The 17,387-nt window shown below is 74.7% G+C and carries 16 protein-coding genes; 8 read left to right on the plus strand and 8 right to left on the minus strand.

The features are described from left to right. A partial coding sequence (locus FHL79_RS15355) for a putative bifunctional diguanylate cyclase/phosphodiesterase (RefSeq protein WP_138759460.1) occupies window positions 1-923 on the plus strand: 923 nt, incomplete at its 5' end. 65 nt (window positions 924-988) lie between these two features. Here the strand turns inward: FHL79_RS15355 and FHL79_RS15360 are convergent. Continuing rightward, window positions 989-1,546: a YceI family protein gene (locus tag FHL79_RS15360; RefSeq protein WP_138759461.1), complete on the minus strand. Its 558-nt coding sequence runs from the start codon at window positions 1,544-1,546 to the stop codon at window positions 989-991. Window positions 1,547-1,636: 90 nt separating this feature from the next. Between FHL79_RS15360 and FHL79_RS15365 the strand changes: the two genes are divergently transcribed. Beyond that, window positions 1,637-2,161 (plus strand): MarR family winged helix-turn-helix transcriptional regulator, encoded by a 525-nt coding sequence (locus FHL79_RS15365; protein ID WP_246080836.1) that lies wholly within the window; start codon window positions 1,637-1,639, stop codon window positions 2,159-2,161. 36 nt (window positions 2,162-2,197) lie between these two features. On the opposite strand, the gene FHL79_RS15370 is transcribed toward FHL79_RS15365, so the two are convergent. From FHL79_RS15370 to FHL79_RS15385, 4 genes are all read right to left on the minus strand, one after another. Then, on the minus strand, window positions 2,198-3,337 hold the full coding sequence (locus FHL79_RS15370; RefSeq protein ID WP_138759462.1) for a glycerophosphodiester phosphodiesterase: 1,140 nt from the start codon (window positions 3,335-3,337) through the stop codon (window positions 2,198-2,200). Window positions 3,338-3,542: 205 nt separating this feature from the next. Next, window positions 3,543-4,412, minus strand: coding sequence for an enoyl-CoA hydratase-related protein (locus FHL79_RS15375; protein ID WP_138759463.1), 870 nt, complete (start codon window positions 4,410-4,412; stop codon window positions 3,543-3,545). After that, window positions 4,409-5,389 (minus strand): acyl-CoA dehydrogenase family protein, encoded by a 981-nt coding sequence (locus FHL79_RS15380; RefSeq protein WP_138759464.1) that lies wholly within the window; start codon window positions 5,387-5,389, stop codon window positions 4,409-4,411. The genes FHL79_RS15375 and FHL79_RS15380 overlap by 4 nt, the downstream gene beginning before the upstream one ends. Before the next feature lie 22 nt (window positions 5,390-5,411). Continuing rightward, window positions 5,412-6,635, minus strand: coding sequence for an acyl-CoA dehydrogenase family protein (locus FHL79_RS15385; protein ID WP_138759465.1), 1,224 nt, complete (start codon window positions 6,633-6,635; stop codon window positions 5,412-5,414). Window positions 6,636-6,725: 90 nt separating this feature from the next. Here FHL79_RS15385 and FHL79_RS15390 point away from each other — a divergent pair, with 90 nt between their 5' ends. Both FHL79_RS15390 and FHL79_RS15395 read left to right on the plus strand, forming a co-directional pair. Continuing rightward, on the plus strand, window positions 6,726-8,294 hold the full coding sequence (locus FHL79_RS15390; protein WP_138759466.1) for a long-chain-fatty-acid--CoA ligase: 1,569 nt from the start codon (window positions 6,726-6,728) through the stop codon (window positions 8,292-8,294). Between the two features lie 124 nt (window positions 8,295-8,418). Next, the gene (locus tag FHL79_RS15395; protein ID WP_246080838.1) at window positions 8,419-9,279 is read left to right on the plus strand and encodes an endonuclease domain-containing protein; all 861 of its coding nucleotides are present in this window, start codon (window positions 8,419-8,421) and stop codon (window positions 9,277-9,279) included. A 57-nt stretch (window positions 9,280-9,336) separates the two neighbouring features. On the opposite strand, the gene FHL79_RS15400 is transcribed toward FHL79_RS15395, so the two are convergent. Continuing rightward, window positions 9,337-10,101, minus strand: coding sequence for a crotonase/enoyl-CoA hydratase family protein (locus FHL79_RS15400; RefSeq protein WP_138759467.1), 765 nt, complete (start codon window positions 10,099-10,101; stop codon window positions 9,337-9,339). A 61-nt stretch (window positions 10,102-10,162) separates the two neighbouring features. After that, window positions 10,163-11,014 carry a patatin-like phospholipase family protein gene (locus tag FHL79_RS15405; protein ID WP_138759468.1) on the minus strand — a complete coding sequence of 284 codons (852 nt, stop codon included), beginning with the start codon at window positions 11,012-11,014 and terminating at the stop codon, window positions 10,163-10,165. 92 nt (window positions 11,015-11,106) lie between these two features. On the opposite strand from FHL79_RS15405, the gene FHL79_RS15410 reads away from it, so the two are divergent. After that, on the plus strand, window positions 11,107-12,861 hold the full coding sequence (locus tag FHL79_RS15410) for a class I adenylate-forming enzyme family protein (RefSeq protein WP_138759469.1): 1,755 nt from the start codon (window positions 11,107-11,109) through the stop codon (window positions 12,859-12,861). Here the strand turns inward: FHL79_RS15410 and FHL79_RS15415 are convergent. Continuing rightward, window positions 12,821-14,920 (minus strand): MMPL family transporter, encoded by a 2,100-nt coding sequence (locus tag FHL79_RS15415; RefSeq protein WP_246080840.1) that lies wholly within the window; start codon window positions 14,918-14,920, stop codon window positions 12,821-12,823. The genes FHL79_RS15410 and FHL79_RS15415 overlap by 41 nt on opposite strands. Window positions 14,921-15,000: 80 nt before the next feature. On the opposite strand from FHL79_RS15415, the gene FHL79_RS15420 reads away from it, so the two are divergent. From FHL79_RS15420 to FHL79_RS15430, 3 genes are read left to right on the plus strand one after another with little or no spacing between them, the layout of a single operon-like run. Continuing rightward, window positions 15,001-15,465 carry a MarR family winged helix-turn-helix transcriptional regulator gene (locus FHL79_RS15420; protein ID WP_138759470.1) on the plus strand — a complete coding sequence of 155 codons (465 nt, stop codon included), beginning with the start codon at window positions 15,001-15,003 and terminating at the stop codon, window positions 15,463-15,465. Continuing rightward, window positions 15,462-16,241, plus strand: a complete 780-nt coding sequence (locus FHL79_RS15425; RefSeq protein WP_138759471.1) for a thioesterase family protein — start codon at window positions 15,462-15,464, stop codon at window positions 16,239-16,241. Before FHL79_RS15420 ends, FHL79_RS15425 begins: the two co-directional genes overlap by 4 nt. Before the next feature lie 58 nt (window positions 16,242-16,299). Then, complete coding sequence (locus FHL79_RS15430) at window positions 16,300-17,325, plus strand: potassium channel family protein (RefSeq protein WP_138759472.1); 1,026 nt, start codon at window positions 16,300-16,302, stop codon at window positions 17,323-17,325. Window positions 17,326-17,387: the final 62 nt, after the last annotated feature.

Genomic DNA, 17,387 nt, shown 5'->3' on the forward strand with positions numbered 1-17,387 from the left:
TCCCCACCCGCCCCGACGAGCTGCTCCGCGACGCCGATGCCGCGATGTACGCGGCCAAGGCCAAGGGGCGCAACCAGCACCTGGTCTTCACCCCGGCCCTGCGCGCGACGCTGGAGGACCGGTGGCAGATCGCCAGCCGGTTGCGCGACGCGGCCGCGCTCGACCAGCTGGTGGTGCACTGGCAGCCGGTGGTGCACCTGGCCACCGGGGACGTCCGCGGCTGCGAGGCGTTGCTGCGGTGGCAGCACCCCCAGCGGGGCCTGGTCGGGCCGGAGGAGTTCATCCCGGTCGCCGAGGAGGACGGGCTGATCGTGCCGGTCACCCGGTGGCTGCTGGAGACCACGCTCAGCCAGGCAGCGGCCTGGGCCGGGGCCGGGCTCGAGCTGGTCATCGCGGTCAACATCAGCGCGGTGCACCTGTCGACCGGCACACTCGTGGACGACGTCCTCGGGACGGTCGCGCGGACCGGGGTCCCACCCCGGCGGCTGGTGCTGGAGCTGACCGAGACCGCGCTCGCCCGCGACTCCGACCGCGCCGCGGAGCAGTTCGCGGCGCTCCGCTCGCAGGGCGTGCGGCTGGCGATCGACGACTTCGGCAGCGGGTACAGCTCGCTGTCCGCGGTGGCCTCGCTGCCGGCCGACGTGCTGAAGGTCGACCGCACCCTGGTGGCCGGGCCGCTGCCGGCGCGCTCGGCCGCGCCCGACGCGGTGCTCGCCGCGGTCACCGCGCTCGGGACCGCCCTCGACATGCGGGTGCTCGCCGAGGGCATCGAGACACCGGAACAGCTGGCGCGGGTGCGCGCCGTGGGCTGCGAGTACGGGCAGGGGCACCACCTCTCCCCACCGCTGCCGGCCGACCGCTTCGCGGCGCTGCTCGCCGAGGGCCGGCGGCTGACCGGCCACCAGCGGCTCCCCCCGCGCTGAGGACCCCGGACGCAGCAGAGCCCCCACCCGAGGAGGGCGGGGGCTCTGCTGGGCTGAGCGGGCTGTTACGCCGCGCGGAGCACGGCCTCGATCTCGAGCTCGACGGAGATCTTGTCGCCGACCACGACGCCGCCGCCGTCCATCGGCATGTCGATGTCCACGCCGAACTCCTTGCGGGAGATGTCGGTCTTGCCGGAGAAGCCGGCGCGCGTGCCGCCGTAGGCGTCCGGGCCGAAGCCGTTGAGCTCCAGGGCCAGGGTGACCGGCTTGGTGATGCCCTTGATCGTCAGGTTGCCCTCGACGACCCAGTCCTCGCCGTGGGCGCGCACGGCGGTCGAGCGGAACTCCATGACGGTGTGGTTGCCGACGTCGAAGAAGTCAGCGGACTTGATGTGCGCGTCCCGCTGCTCCTGCCGGGTGTCGATCGAGTCCATGTCGACGGTGGCGTGCACGGTGGAGGCCGCCGGGTCGGTGGCGGTGACGATCTCGCCGGAGAACTCACGGAAGTAGCCACGGACCTTGCTGACCATCATGTGGCGGACCGAGAAGCCGACGGTCGAGTGCGAGGCGTCGATGTCCCATGTGCCGACGACGTAGCCGGGGATCTGGGTGGTGCTGGTCATGGTGACCCTCCATCTGGTTGAGCGTTTGACTGCTTCGCTGGGCCGTAGCGTAGTTGAAGGCTTGAGTATTCCGCTAGTACCCTCGCCGACATGAGCAGTGACGCGTGTCCCGGGCCCCTGGGTGGTGCTGCCCCGCGGTCGTCGTCGGGAGCGCAGGGGACGACCCGGTGGCTGGACGCCGACGAGCAGCGCACCTGGCGGGCCGCCATGTACGGCTGGATGCTGCTGGAGGACCGGCTGGACCGCGAGCTGGTCCGGGAGACCGGCATCTCGCACGCCTACTACGAGATCCTGGTCCAGCTGTCGGAGACCGAGGGCCGGTCGCTGCGGATGAGCGAGCTCGCCGACCGCTGCCTGTCCTCCCGCAGCCGGCTCTCCCACGCGGTGTCCCGGCTGGAGGAGCGCGGCTGGGTGCGCCGCCAGGTCTGCGCCGAGGACGGCCGCGGGCAGCTCGCCGTCCTCACCGACGCGGGCTTCACCGCGCTCGAGGCGGCAGCGCCGGTCCACGTGGACAGCGTGCGCACGCACCTGTTCGACCAGCTGAGCCCCGAGCAGGTCGAGGCGCTGCGCGACATCGGCGAGACTCTCCTGCACCACCTCGCCGACTCCGACTGACCCTCCGCGCTCCCCGGCGCGGAGGGCCCGAGCGGGTCAGGCGGCGACGTCGGCGTCCTCGGTGAGGAACAGGTCGCGGGTGAGCACACCGGTGTCCGGGTTGTCGGTGAACAGCCCGTCGACACCGGCCTCCCAGAAGCGCAGCTGCTCGGTGATCGCGTCGCCGTAGTCGGCCGGGTCGTCCCCCTTCTGCAGCGCCGGCGGCAGGAAGGTGTTCTCGTTGCGGAACGTGTAGGGGTGCACCAGCAGACCGACCGCGTGGGCGTCCGCGACGAAGGACGTCGGCTGCCCCAGCGTCCCGTCGGGGGCAGTGGGGATCACCTGGGTCTTGTCCGGGCCGACGCCGTCGGCGTAGCCGGCCACCCAGGCCAGGCCGGCGGCGGTGGACAGGTCGGCGTAGGTGCGCGGGTCACCGGCGGCGACCAGGTCGGCCGGCGCGCCCGTGGCGCCGAGGAGCTGGACGAGCGGCAGCTGCACCCCGGCGGCGTCCAGCACGCGCAGGTTCGTCGTCTCGAACGACTGCAGGAAGACCGGGTCACCGCGGTGGGTCAGGTCCGCCTGGCGCAGGTCGGCCAGCAGCGCTCCCTCCAGCGGCAGGCCCACCGACTCGAAGTAGGTGGGGTGCTTGGTCTCGATGTAGGCCCCGACCTCCCGGTCGAGCTCGTCGCTGAGCTGCGCCCGCAGCTCCAGGTACTCGTCGACGGTGGGGATCTGGAACAGCCCGTCGTAGAGGGTGTTCTCCTGCCGCACCTCGGGCAGCCGCTCGACGGCGCGCAGCGTCTCCAGCTCGGCCAGCGTGAAGTCCTCGGTGAACCAGCCGGTCAGCTCGACGCCGTCCACGGTCTTGGTCGTGCGCCGGTCGGCGAACTCCGGGTGGTCGGCGACGTCGGTCGTCCCGGAGATCTCGTTCTCGTGCCGGCACACCAGCTCGCCGTCGGAGGTGCTCACCACGTCGCACTCGATGTAGTCCGCCCCCATCCGGGCGGCGAGCGCGTAGGAGGCGAGGGTGTGCTCGGGCCGGTAGCCCGACGCCCCCCGGTGGCCGATCACCAGCAGCCGCTCCTCGTCCTGCCCGGACGACGCGGAGGCGGTCGCGGCCAGCGACCCCGGCACGAGCAGTGACAGCAGCAGGACGAGGACGGTGGCGGCCGCACGCGGCCGGAGGACGGTGTGCACGGTTCCCCCACGGGCCCGGACGACGACCCTCGCCGTCGGCCCGAGGCGATCTCAACCCCCCGAAGGCCCTCCGACGACGGCCGGCGGCCGAACACCTGGTGAACGGAGGTCTGGCCTCGCGGGTCGGTGACCCAGCGCAGTCGGCTGAGCAACAGCTGGGTGCCGGCTGTGGGCAGCCGGCTGCCTGCGCGCGCAGGCAGCCGGCTCAGCGCAGGTCGTCCGGCCTGCCCGGCCAGGGCGGGACGCCGGGGACCTCGGTCACCGGCGCCCGGAACCGCGCGGGGCGCTTCTCCAGGAACGACCGGACCCCTTCCGCGGCGTCCTCCCCCGCGCCCAGGGCGGCCAGCGCGGCGGACTCGGCGCGGTGCGCGTCCCACGGCGACGCGGCGCCGAGCATCGACCACATCAGCTGCCGGGCGGCGGCGACAGCCGACCCGGAGGTGTGGTCGGCGATCTCCCGCGCCAGCGCGTAGGCCGTCGGCAGCAGCTCGTCGTCCGGCACCACGCGGGACACCAGCCGCCCGCAGAGCGCCTCCGCCGCGTCGAGGACCCGCCCGGTGGCGACCCACTCCATCGCCTGGCTGATCCCCACCACCCGCGGCAGGAACCAGCTCGACGCCGCCTCCTGGACGATCCCGCGCCGGGTCAAGACGAACCCGAACCGGGCCGACTCGGCGGCGATCCGGACGTCCATCGGGAGCGTCAACGTCGCCCCGATGCCGACCGCCGGGCCGTTCACCGCGGCGATCACCGGCTTGCGCAGCGCCGCGAACGGCAGCGAGGCAACCCCGCCCCAGTCGCGGGGCACCCCGCCGATGGTCTCGGGCGCGGTCGGCCGGTCGGGACGGTCCGGGTCGAACGTCGATCCGCCGGAGAGATCGGCCCCGGCGCAGAACGCCCGGCCGGCGCCGGTCACCACCAGCACCCGGACGGCGTCGTCGGCGTCCACCTGTCCGCAGACCTCGGCGAGCTCCCGGGCCATCTCCGCGGTGAAGGCGTTGAGCCGGTCGGGTCGGTGCAGGGTCAGCGTGCCGATCCCGTCGGCGACCTCGTAGCGGACCTGGGTCCAGCTCACCGGCTCAGCGCCCCGGCGAGCACGAGCCCCGCCACGGTGTCGAGGTGCTCGGCCTCGTCGCCGAGCAGGAATCGGTCGACCTTCGCCCGCCGCCAGTACAGGTGCGCGTCGTGCTCCCAGGTGAACCCGATCCCGCCGTGCACCTGGATGCAGGTCTCGGCGGCCCGCTCCAGCGTCTCGGCCGCGAACGCCTTCGCCGACGCGGCGGCCAGCGGCAGCTCGTCCGGTGCGGAGTCGGCAGCCCATGCCGCCCACCAGACCAGCGAGCGCAGCTGCTCGACCCCGACCCAGGCGTCGACGAGGGCGTGCTTGACCGCCTGGTAGGAGCCGATCTGCCGGCCGAACGCCGTGCGGACCCCCGCGTACTCGACGCCCAGCTGCACGGCCCGGCCGGCTGCGCCGAGGTCCTCGGCGGCCAGGGCCACCAGGGCGACGTCCCGTGCCCGGGCCCACAGCGCCTGGGCGCCCTCGGCCAGCACCCTGCGCGAGGTGAGCCGGACCGAGGCCAGCCCGCGAGTGGCGTCCATCGGCGTGCCGGCGGTGACCTCGCCGGACCCGAGCACCAACGCACCGTCCTCCAGGGCCAGGAAGGTGTCGGCCGCGGCAGCGTCGATGGAGGGCGCCGCCCCGTCGAGCACCGCGTAGCCGGTGGAACCGTCTGCCAGCGCCGCGAGGAGGTCCGGGTGGTCGGCGAGCAGGACGGCGGCGCGGGCGGCGGTCACCAGCGACGGACCGGCGAGCACCGCTCCGGCCTGCTCGGCGACGACGGCCAGGTCCAGCACGTTGCTGCCCGCACCACCGGCGTCCTCCGGCACCGTGATGCCCAGGAAGCCGATGTCGGCCAAGGCCTTGCGGCCGGGGGTGACCGGGCCGCCGTCCAGCGCGCGGCGGGCGTCGGCGGCCGATGCCGAGCCGGTGAAGAAGTCGCGGGCGCCGGCGGCCGCGGCCCGCTGGTCGTCGTCCAACTCGAAGTTCATGACCGGACCCCCTCCACGGAGTTCACCTACGAACTCCGTCGAACGGCGCGGTCTTGTCCTCCCGCGGCTCCGGCGGCAGCCCCAGCACGCGTTCACCGATGATGTTGCGCAGCACCTCGTTGGTGCCGCCGGCGATGGCGATGCCGGGCAGCCACGCCTGGTTGCGCTGCCAGCGGCCATCGTCGCCGTCGGGTCCGCGGCCGTAGACGGCGTCGTCGCCGAGCAGCCGCACCCCGGCGTCGGCGACGAGCTTCGCGGCGGTGGTGCCGGCCAGCTTGCCGGCGCTTGCCTCGGGTCCTGGCAGGCCGCCCTTGCTGATCGCGGTGTAGCGCCGGTAGCCGGTGTACCGGTTGGCCAGCGCGGCGACCGCGGCCCGGCCGAGCGCCTGCCGGGCCAGCACCTGCCGCTCGGCGCTCAGCTGCGGCACCCGCTCGGCGGCCAGCGCGGCGAGGGACTCGACCGACAGGCCCAGGTCGTTGCCGCCGCCACCGACGGCGACCCGCTCGTTGAGCAGCGTGGTCAGCGCGACCCGCCAGCCCTCCCCCGGCTCGCCGAGCCGGTCGCTGTCCGGGACGTGCACGTCGTCGAAGAAGACCTCGTTGAAGTCCGACTGGCCCCCGAGCTGCTTGAGCGGCCGCACGGTGACGCCGGGGGCGTGCATGTCGACGATGAACATGGTCAGCCCGGCGTGCTTGGGCCGGTCGGCGTCGGTGCGGGTGAGCAGGATGCCGTGGTCGGCGACGTGGGCCAGCGTCGTCCACACCTTCTGGCCGTTGACCACCCACTCGTCGCCGTGCCGGACGGCGGTGGTGCGCAGCGCGGCGAGGTCGGAGCCGGACCCCGGCTCGCTGAACAGCTGGCACCAGACGTCCTCGGCGCGCAGCAGCCGGGCGAGGTACCGCTCGTGCTGCTCGGGGGTGCCGTGCGCGACCACCGTCGGCCCGCACATGCCCAGGCCGATGTGGTTGATCAGCGTGGGCACCCGCGCACGGGCCAGCTCCTGGTTGACGATGGCCTGCTGGGCCAGGGTGCCGCTCTGCCCGCCGTGCTCCCTGGCCCAGCTGACCCCGACCAGGCCGGCGTCGGCGAGCACCCGCTGGGTGCGGCGCAGCGCCTGCTCCTGCTCGCCCGCGTCGGCGGCCTCCTCCCCGGCGTCCAGGTGCACCAGCTCCGCGGCGTGCTCCTCCAGCAGGGCACGCACCCGGGCGCGAAAGGCCGCCTCGTCGGGGGTGTCGTCGAAGTCCATGCGTGCGCCTCTCCTCGGCGGAACCCGTTGACCGGTCGGGCCGTCACGAACAGCATGACCCAGGTCACATGAAGTGTCGGGGGGAGTCCCATGACCGACCAGCGCACCGCCCGGTGGCGCGGCATGACGATCGCCGACCAGGTGGCCCGGCATGCCCGGTCGACCCCCGACGCGACCGCGCTGCGGTTCGCCGGGACCGGCCGCAGCTGTGCCGAGCTCGACGAACGGGTGACCCGGCTGACCGCAGCGCTGGTCGAGCGCGGTGTGCGGCGCGGTGACCGGGTGGCGGTGCTGACCCTCAACGGGTTGGAGGGCGTCGAGACGTTCCTGGCCGCGGCCCGGCTCGGCGCGATCGCCGTCCCGTTGAACTTCCGGCTGGTCGCCGACGAGGTCGGCTACGCGCTCTCCGACAGCGGCGCGGCGGCGCTCGTCGTCGACCCGGTGCTGGCCGACACCGCGGCGAAGGCCCGGGACGCCGCGCCCGAACTGCAGATCGTGCTGACCGTCGGCCCGGAGTACGAGGAGTCGCTGGCCGCCGCCTCGCCTGCCCAGGTAGACCACGCGGTCGACGATGACGACCCGGTGTTCCTGATGTACACCTCCGGGACGACGGGCAAGCCGAAGGGCGCGGTGCTGTCGCACCGCAACCTGTTGGTCCACACGTTGAGCCAGGTGACTCACCTGGGCGTGGCCCCCGACGACCGGGTGGGCCTGAGCGGGGCGCCGCTGTTCCACATCGCCGCGGTCTCCGGGATGGTCACGACGCTGACTGTCGGAGGCACGTTCGTGCTCACCCGGTCCGGCGCGTTCGACCCGGTGGCGACGGTCGACGAACTCGAGCGGGAGCGGGTCTCCAACGCCTTCTTCGTGCCCGCGCAGTGGCAGGCCATCTGCGCCGTCCCCGGGATCGCCGACCGAGACCTGTCCCCGCTGCGCCGGATCGTCTGGGGAGCCGCACCGGCGTCGACGACGCTGCTGCGCACGATGATGGCCACCTTCCCGCAGGCCGAGGTGGTCTCCGCGTTCGGCCAGACCGAGTGCTCACCGGTCACCTGCCTGCTGCGCGGCGAGGACTCGGTGCGCAAGATCGGCTCGGTCGGCACCCCGATGCTCAACGTCGAGGTCCGGGTGGTCGACGACGCGATGGACGACGTCCCGCGGGGCGAGGTGGGTGAGATCGTCTACCGCTCGCCGATGGTCATGACGGAGTACTGGGGCAAGCCCGAGGCGACCGAGGAGGCCTTCGCCGGGGGCTGGTTCCACTCCGGGGACCTGGTGCGACAGGACCCCGAGGGCTACTTCTACGTCGTCGACCGCAAGAAGGACATGATCATCACCGGCGGTGAGAACGTGTACTGCGCCGAGGTCGAGGACGTGCTGGCCGCCCACCCCGGCGTTGCGGAGGTCGCGCTGATCGGCGTGCCGGACACCCGCTACGGCGAGGCGCCGCTGGCCGTCGTCACCCCGCGCGACCCCGCCGCGCCCCCGACGCCGGCCGAGCTGACCGCCTGGTGCCGGGAGCGGCTGGCGCACTACAAGTGCCCGCGGGAGTGGTCGATCAGCGACGCGCTGCCGCGCAACCCGAGCGGCAAGGTGCTCAAGACCGAGCTGCGCACCCTGCACTCGGCCGGCGCCCTGGTCTCCGACCCAGCGGTCTGACCGTCGACTGACAGCTCAGCGTGGTCGGCGGGCAGCTGCGACCACGCTCAGCTGCCATTCGGCGGCCTGTGGACGGCGCCAGCAGCGACAGTGCCGGAGCCGCCAGAGTGTCGCGGTGCCCCCGGTGCGCCGTCCTGAGCAGCTCCGCGGCCGGGTGTTCCGCGGCAGCACCGCCGTCCGCCGGGGGTGGCTGACCGCGAACCAGCTGCGCGGACCCGGCTGGCAACGGCTCTTCCCCGACGTCTACGCCGACTCCGCCCTCGAGGTCACCCACCTGCTGCGCGCCCGGACCGCGGCCCGGCTGCTGCTGCCGCACGCCGTCGTCTCCGGGGCGAGCGCCGCCGTCCTCTGGGGGCTGGACGACCTCGCCGGCCCCGCGGACGACGTGGAGCTGACCGTGCCGCCCGGCGCTCACCGCGGCGCAGCGCCCGGGGTGCTGGTCCGCCGGCGGGTGCTGCCCGGCGACTGCCTTCGCCCCGTGACAGGGGTGCGGGCGACCGCGCCGGCCACCACCGCGCTGGAGCTGGCCGCGCGGCTCCCGCTCGACGACGGCGTCGTCCTGCTGGACCGCTTCGTCGCGGCGAAGCTCACCACGCTGACGACGCTGCGGATGGACGCGGCCGAGCTCACCGGTCGGGGCTGCCGCCGAGCCCGGCAGGCGGCCGCGCTCGCCGACGGGCTGGCCGCCTCACCACAGGAGACCCGGCTGCGACTGCTGCTGCACCGCTCGCCCCTGCCGACGCCGGTACCCCAGCACGTCGTCCGGCAGCAGGGCCGGTTCGTGGCCCGGCTCGACTTCGCGTGGCCCGAGCGCCGGGTCGGGTTGGAGTACGAGGGCGCCTGGCACACCACGCGCATCGGCGAGGACCGGCGGCGGATCGAGGCGCTGCAGGCAGCCGGGTGGCGGGTGCTGTTCGTGACCGCCGCCGACCTGCGCTCCCCCGGCGCGCTGCTGGCCCGGATCTCCGCGGCGCTCGCCGAGTGACAGCTCCGCGTGGACGGACGGGCCTCCCGTCCACGTTGAGCTGTCACTCGACGCGGATCAGACGCCCCGCCAGACGGGAGTGCGCTTCTCCGCGAAGGCCCGGGCGCCCTCGAGGGCGTCGGCGGAGGCGAACACCTGGTCGGCCAGCGCCTGCTGCGCGTCCAGTGCCGCACGGTCGGTCCAGGCCACCGAGGCAGCGATCAGGGCCTTGCTGGCCCGCACCGCCAGCGGTCCGTTCGCGGCGACCCGGCTGGCCAGCTGGCGGGCGCCGGCCAGCGCGCCGCCGGGCTCGGTGAGCACGTTGACCAGCCCGAACCGGTGCGCCTCCTCCGCCGGCAGCGGGTCCCCGGTGAGCGCCATCTCCATCGCCCGCTGGTAGGGCAGTGCCTTGGCCAGCCGCAGCACCCCGCCGCCGGCCGCGAACAGCCCGCGCTTGACCTCCGGGATGCCGAACCGGGCGTCGCGGGCGGCGACGATCAGGTCCGCGCTCAACGCCAGCTCGCAGCCCCCGGCGAGCGCCCAGCCCTCGACGGCGGCGATCAGCGGCTTGGCCGGCGGCGCCTCGGTGAGCCCGGCGAACCCGCGACCCTCGATCCGCGGACGCTCGCCGCGGGCGAAGGCCTTGAGGTCCATCCCGGCGCAGAACGTGCCCCCGGCGCCGGTGAGCACCAGGACGGCGACGTCGTCCCGGGCCTCGAGGTCGTCCAGCGCGGCGGCCAGCGCCTCGGTGGTCGCCAGGTCGACCGCGTTCCTCGCCGCCGGCCGGTTCAGGGTCAGCACGCCGACCCCGTCGGCCACCTCGGTGAGCACCGGTTCCGTCATCTCGCGTCCTCCTCGTCGAGTGGAGTCCCAGCGCATCGGGAACCGAGCGCTGGGACTCCGATCAGCCCTGCCAGACCTCGGCGACCCGGGCGGCCACGGCGGCAGCCTGCGCCCGGCCGGCCCGGGCAGACGGCGGACGGGCGGCCGGGTCGAGCACGTTCTTCCCGATCGCGGACAGGCTGGCCTGGTCCGGGCTGACCACGGCCACCCGGCTGACCAGCCCGGTGACCTGCGCGTCGACGCTGGTCATCGGACCGATGCCGCGCGGCAGCGGCGCGATCACCACGATCCGGTCGGAGGCGGCGGCCAGGTCGGCGTTGGCCGGCGACCGCATCCCGCCGTCCATGTAGCGGCGCCCGGCGATGGTGACCGGTGGGTAGACGCCGGGCACGGCGCAGCTGGCGCCGACCGCGGCCACCAGCTCCACGCCGGACTCCCGGGTGAACGTGGTGAACTCCCCGCTCCCGGCGTCGACCGCGGTGACCAGCAGCGGCCGGTCGGACCACTCGGGGTCCGGCAGCCGGGAGGCGATCGCGGCCCGGCGCTCCGCCTCGGGAGGGGTGCGCCCGCTGTCGGCGGCGGCACGCGCGACCGCGCCGACCCGGCGGCGGAAGGCGGTGTCGTCGCGGCGGGCGAGCAGCATCGCCATGCCGTACCGGGCGAGCGTGCCCCGGCCGAGCCGGGCGACCTGCTCGGTGCCGGCCGGCTCCAGCTGCCGCTCGTACAGCGTGGCCAGGTCGACCCCGCTGCGCAGCTGGGCGCCGACGACCGACCCGGCCGAGGTGCCGATCACCAGGTCCGCGCTGCTCAGGTCGACCCCGGCGTCGGCCAGACCGGCCAGGACGCCGATCTCCCAGGCGATGCCGGTGATGCCGCCGCCTCCCAGGACCAGGGCCGTGCGCTGCTCGCTCATCGGGCCATCCTGACGCACGGGGTCGGTGTCGACTCAGCGGGTGACGTGGGCCACTCTGAGGTCCAGCAACGACGCTGCCGGGAGGACGACGGATGACGGCAACGCAGGACCCCATCAGGACGACGGCGCCGACGACCTGGCCGCCGGGGCTGCCGCGCTCGCTGGAGTACCCGCTGGTGCCGGTCGGCTCGGTGCTGCGGGCCGCGGTGCGCCGCTGGGGCGACCGGACGGCGTTCGTGCACCACGACGTGGAGCTCTCCTTCACCGAGCTCGGCCGCCGCGCGCACGCGGTCGCCGCCGGGCTGGCCGAGCGGGGCATCGGCCGGGGGGACGTCGTCGCGGTCCACCTGCCCAACTGCCTGCAGTACCCGGCGGTCTACTACGGCGTCCTGCTGGCCGGCGCCGTCTTCTCCCCCACCAACCCGCTGCTGCCGCCGGCCGGGCTGGCGCACCAGCTCGCCGACACCGGCGCCCGCGCGCTGGTCACCTGGGAGCCGGTGCTGCCGGTGGTGCGGGCCGCGCTGGCCGGGACCGGGGTGCAGACCGTCGTCGTCACCGGGCCGCAGCAGATCGCCGACCCGCAGGCGCCGGTGGACCTCGACGGGCTCCCCGGCGCGGTCTCCCTCGCCGACCTGCTGGCCGCCGACCCCACCGACGCGCACCGGGACGCCGCCCTCGATCCGGTCACCGACCTGGCCCACCTGGCGTACACCGGTGGCACGACCGGGGTGAGCAAGGGCGTGGAGCTGCCGCACCGGGCCGTGGTCGCCAACGTGCTGCAGTCGTCGTGCTTGAGCAGCGGCTCGGTCCCGGTGCTCGACCACGAGGGCGACGTGACGCTCGACCAGGTGGGCAGCGAGACGGAACACCCCATCCGGCTGGGCGGCGCGCGGTTGATCAACCTCACCCCGTGGTTCCACGCGATGGGCGTCATCGGCTACCTCAACGGCCAGGTGATGGTCGGGGCGACCGTCATCCTCCACGACCGCTTCGACCCGGCGCGCTACGTGGCCGACGCGGTCCGGTTCCGGGTGACGCGCATCGGCGGAGCACCGCCGGTCTTCGTCGCGCTGCTCCAGGTCCCGGGCATCGCCGACGCCGACCTGTCCAGCGTGCGCGACATCTCCAGCGGCGCGGCTCCGCTGCCGGTGCCGCTCATCGAGCGGCTGAGCGCGCTGGTGCCGGGCGCCGTGATCGGCGAGGGGTACGGCCTCACCGAGGTCACCATGCAGGCCACCGGGAACCCCCCGCACACCAGCGGCGTGCGCAAGGCCGGCACGGTCGGCGTCCCGCTGCCCGACACCGAGATCAGCATCCGCCCGCTGGGCGGGGGCGACCCGCTGCCGGTCGGGGAACGCGGCGAGGTGTGCATCCGCGGCCCGCAGGTGATGCGCGGCTACGCCGGGCGCCCCGACGCCACGGCGGAGGCGATCGACGCCGACGGCTGGTTCCACAGCGGTGACATCGGGGTGCTGGACGCCGACGGCTACCTGTCGATCGTGGACCGGACCAAGGACATGCTGCTCTACAAGGGCTACAACGTGTTCCCCCGCGAGCTGGAGGAGCTGCTGTTCGCCACGCCCGGCGTGGTGGCGGCCGCGGTGGTCGGCCGACCCGACCCGGAGGCCGGCGAGCTGCCGGTGGCCTACGTGGTCCGCCGCCCGGACGACGCCGGCAGGGCGCTGACCGCGCAGGGGGTGATGGCGACGATCAACGAGCAGGTGACGCCGTACAAGCGGCTGCGCGACGTCGTCTTCGTCGACGCGCTGCCGGTGTCCCCGGCCGGCAAGGTGCTCAAGCGCGAGCTCAGCGCCCGCGAGAGAGCCGCGCAGGCCACCACCAGTTGACCCGGCCCAGCGCCGCCACCAGCGCCGGGGTGAGCACGCCGCGGACCACCGTGGCGTCCAGCAGGATGCCGATGGCCAGCGTGGTGGCGAAGATCTTCACGTCCACCACCGGCACCGTCGACAGCGCGACGAAGGCGAGGAAGAGGATCAGCGCCGCGGAGGTCACCAGCCGGCCGGTGTACGCCACGCCGTGCACGGTCGCCGCGTCGGTGCCCATGCCCTGGTCGTGGCCCTCCTGGATCCGGCTGAGGATGAACACCTCGTAGTCCATCGACAGCCCGAACAGGAACGAGAAGGCCGCGACCGGCACCCAGAAGGTGATCGTGCCGGTGGCCGTCGCGCCGAACAGCGCCTCGGTCAGGTGCCCCTCCTGCCAGATCCACACCGTGATGCCGTACGCGGCGGCGATCGAGACGACGTTGAGCAGCAGCGCCTTGACCGGCAGCCAGACCGAGTGCAGGGCCCGCGCCAGCAGCGCGAAGGTGATCAGGCAGACCAGCGGCAGCACCCACCAGGCGTTGCCGTAGATCGCGCGCACCGAGTCCGCGTCCCCGGCCGCGGTGCCGCCCACCCGGGCGCCGTCCAGGCCGGCGGCCGCGTCGCGGACCGCGGTCAGCGCGTCCCGGCCGGCGGTGGACGACGGGTCGTCGGCGAGGACGACGTCGACCAGCCCGGTGCCGTCGGCCTCCCAGGTCTCCCCCGCCGGCGCCAGCACGCCGGCGACGCCCTCGACCGCGGACAACGTCTGCACCGCGGCGGCCCGGTCGGCGGTGAGCACCTCGACCGGGCGAGCCGCCCCGGCGGGCAGCCCGTCGGCGGTGAGCTGCCGGAACGCGGCCGCGGCCGGGGTCGACCCGGTGGCGGTGGCCGACACCTCCGGGCTGCCCAGCCGGATGCCGAGCACCGGCAGGGCGAGCAGCAGCAGCACGACGGTGGCCAGCAGCGCGGAGACCCAGCGGTGCCGGACGACCGTCGTCCCGATCCGGTGCCAGGTGCGGCTCTCCGCGCTCGGCGGCCGGCGGCGCGGCCACTCCAGCCGGCGCCCGACCGAGAACAGCACCACCGGCAGCAGGGTGAGCGCGACCAGCACGCTGACCAGTGGGATGAGCAGCCCCCCGAAGCCGACGGTGCGCAGGAACGGCAGCGGGAGCACCACCAGCGACAGCAGCGAGACGGCGACCGTGACGCCGCTGAAGACCACCGCGCGGCCGGCCGTGGTCATCGCCGTCCGGACGGCGGTGCGGTCGTCGGCGCCGGCGGCCCGCTCCTCCCGCCAGCGCATCACCACCAGCAGCGAGTAGTCGATGGCCACGCCCAGCCCGATCAGCCCGACCAGGTACTGGACGATGAAGCTGACGTCGGTGAGCGCGGTCAGCCCGAGCACCAGCAGGAACGTGGTGGTGATCGCCACGGCGGCGACCAGCAGCGGTACCAGCGCCAGCAGCGAGCCGAACACCAGCACCAGGACGACGACCGCACCGCCGGCGCCGAAGGCGATCTCGACGATGATCGGCCGCTCGTCGCCACCGCCCTCGGCGAGCACCGTCGTGCCGGTGACGACCGGGGCGGCGCCCGCGACGGTGGCGCCGGACAGCGCACCCTCCAGCTGGGGCAGGGCGGCGACGTAGGGCGCCGGGCCCTCGACCGCGGGCGGCCAGACCAGCGCGACGGCACTGCGGTCCTCCCCCGCGCCGAGCGCCTCGGCACCGGGGGTCCCGTCGAACGGCGTGGCGACCCGCCAGCCCGGCTGGCGGAACCGGTCGAACACCGCGGAGAGCTCCGGTCGGGCGCCCTCGACGGTGCTGCCCTCGGGCAGCGCGACGGTGACCAGCAGCGGGTCGTTGCCGCCGCCGTTGCCGAACTGCCCGGTGATCGCCTCGTTGGCCTCGTAGGCGAGCTGGCCGGGGGTGGAGAAGTCGAAGCCGAGCCGGTCGATCGTCGTCGGGGCGAACGCCCCGCCGGTCAGCGCCACGGCCAGCCAGGCCAGCACCACCAGGCGTCGGTGGGCGAGCACCCAGTCGGTCAGTCGGCCCATCGTCTCCCCCTCGCGAGCGAGCATCAGGAGACTGATGCTCTGCCGACAACCTACGGTGTCCCTTCGTGGAGCAGCCAGCTGGTGGATGCGACCGGGGACCGGCGGTGCCCGGCTGGGTCGCCGCGGGTCCTGAGAGCATCCCGGCCTACGCCCTGGCCCGCGCCGGTGCCGCCATGACCGCCGCCTTCACCCGCCGGCTGGCCACCGTGGGCCTGCGGCCGCACACCCTCTCCGTGCTGGTGCACCTCGCCCGCGAACCCGCGCTCACCTCCGCCGAGCTCGCCCGCCGGCTGGACGTGACGCCGCAGAGCATGAGCGCGCTGCTGGCCGGCCTGGTCGACGCCGGCTGGGTGGAGCGGCCGTCGGGCGCGCGGCGCGGCCAACGCATCGACGTCCGGCTCACCGCGGCCGGCCGGCGGGTGCTGGCCGATGCCGGTCCGGTGCTCGCCGAGCTCGGCCGCCCGGAGACGATGGGCCTCACCGCCGAGGAGGCGGACACCCTGCACGCCCTGCTCGGGCGCGTGCTGGCCACCGTGGACACCCCCGACCGACCGAGGACGACGTCGTGACCGAGATCGCCGAGGCCTTCTACCTGCCGCTGGGCGAGGGCCGGTTCGCCCCCACCAAGGCCACCGAGAGCCCCTGGGACGCGGAGTCCCAGCACGGCGGCCCACCGTCGGCGCTGCTGGCCCACCTGGCCGGGGCCTCCGCCGAGCCTGACCAGCGCGCCGCCCGGGTGTCGGTGGACTTCCTCGGCGCCATCCCGCGCCGGGAGCTGACCGTGGAGGTCTCCGTGGTCCGGCCCGGGCGGCGGATCTCGCTGAGCGAGGCCCGGATGACCGTCGACGGGCGCGCCGTCGCCGTCGCCCGGGTCTGGTACCTGGCCACCGGCCCCACCCCGCCCGCGCGCACGCCCGCCGTCCTCCCGCCGCCGGTGCCCGAGCGCGACTCGGTCTTCCTGCCGCACCTGGCCGACTGGGGGTACGGGCAGGCGCTGGACTGGCGGTACACCGCCGGCTCCGCCGACCGGCCCGGTCCGGCGGCGGTGTGGACCCGGGTGCGCATCCCGCTGGTGGCCGGCCAGCCGATCACCCCGCTGGCACGCACGCTGGTCGCCGCCGACGCGGCCAACGGCCTGTCCGCCGAGCTGCCGCTGGACCGGTGGCTGTCCATCCCGCCGGGGATGGCGACCACGCTGCTGCGCGAACCGGTCGGCGAGTGGGTGCACCTGGACTGCCGCACCCAGCTGGCCGAGGACGGGCTGGGGCTGTGCTCCGGCGTGCTGTCCGACCCCGGCGGCACCCTCGGCGAGGTGGCCCAGCCGCTGCTGGTCCGGGCGCGGTGAGCGCACCCCGGCCCCCGGCGCTCGCTATCGTCCGGTCGGTGACGGGAGCGCGGTCGGGATGCTGAGCGACGACCACAGCGGGGTGCACCTCGCGCACACCGAGGAGTCCCCCGCCCGCCAGGTCGGGCGGCGGGTCGTCATCGCCTCGGTCGTGCTGGTGCTGACCGTGCTCATCGTCTACCTGGACCGGGACGGGTACCGGGACAACAGCGGCGGCGAGATCAGCGTCCTGGACGCCACCTACTACGCCACCGTCACCCTCTCCACGACCGGCTACGGCGACATCACCCCGGTGACACCCGGCGCCCGGCTGGTCAACATCCTCGTGATCACGCCCATGCGGATCGCGTTCCTGCTCATCCTCATCGGCACCACCCTCGAGGCGCTCACCGCGCGCTCGCGGGAGGAGTTCCGGGTCCGACGCTGGAGGTCTCGCGTGCGCCAGCACGTCGTCGTGTGCGGCTACGGCACCAAGGGCCGCAGCGCCATCCGAGCACTGCTGAGCACCGGCACTGATGCCGCCCACATCGTGGTCGTCGACCCCGACCCGCGGGCGATCGAGGAGGCGACCTCGGCCGGGCTCACCGGGGTGCTCGGCGACGCCGGGCGGATGGAGGTGCTGCGCCGGACGTCGGTGGAGAAGGCCCGGGCGGTCGTGGTCGCGGCCAACCGGGACGACGCCGCGGTGCTCATCGTGCTCACCGTGCGGCAGCTGAACCCCAGCGTGCCTATCACCGCCAGCGTGCGTGAGGAGGAGAACGCCAGCCTGCTCCGGCAGTCCGGCGCCGACTCGGTGATCACCACCTCGGCCACCTCCGGGCGGCTGCTGGGGCTCTCCCCCGACCAGCCCGGCGTCGTGCACGTCGTGGAGGACCTGCTCACCGCCGGCCGGGGGCTGGACCTGCAGCAGCGCACGGTCACCCCCTCCGAGGTCGGCCTCGGCGCCCGGCAGCTGCGGGACGTCGTGCTGTCCGTGGAGCGCAGCGGCCGTCACCTGAGGTTCGACGACCCGCTGATCGGCACCCTGCAGAGCGGTGACGTGCTCGTCGTCGTCAAGGCCCACCGGGCACCCGAGCTGAACTGACCCGACCGGGTGACCGGGCGGGGTCCGGTTTGCCGCCACCCGACCACCCGCCCAGACTCGGT

The organism is Modestobacter altitudinis (genome assembly GCF_005930475.1).
In the GTDB taxonomy this organism is placed as follows: Bacteria; Actinomycetota; Actinomycetes; order Mycobacteriales; family Geodermatophilaceae; genus Modestobacter; species Modestobacter altitudinis.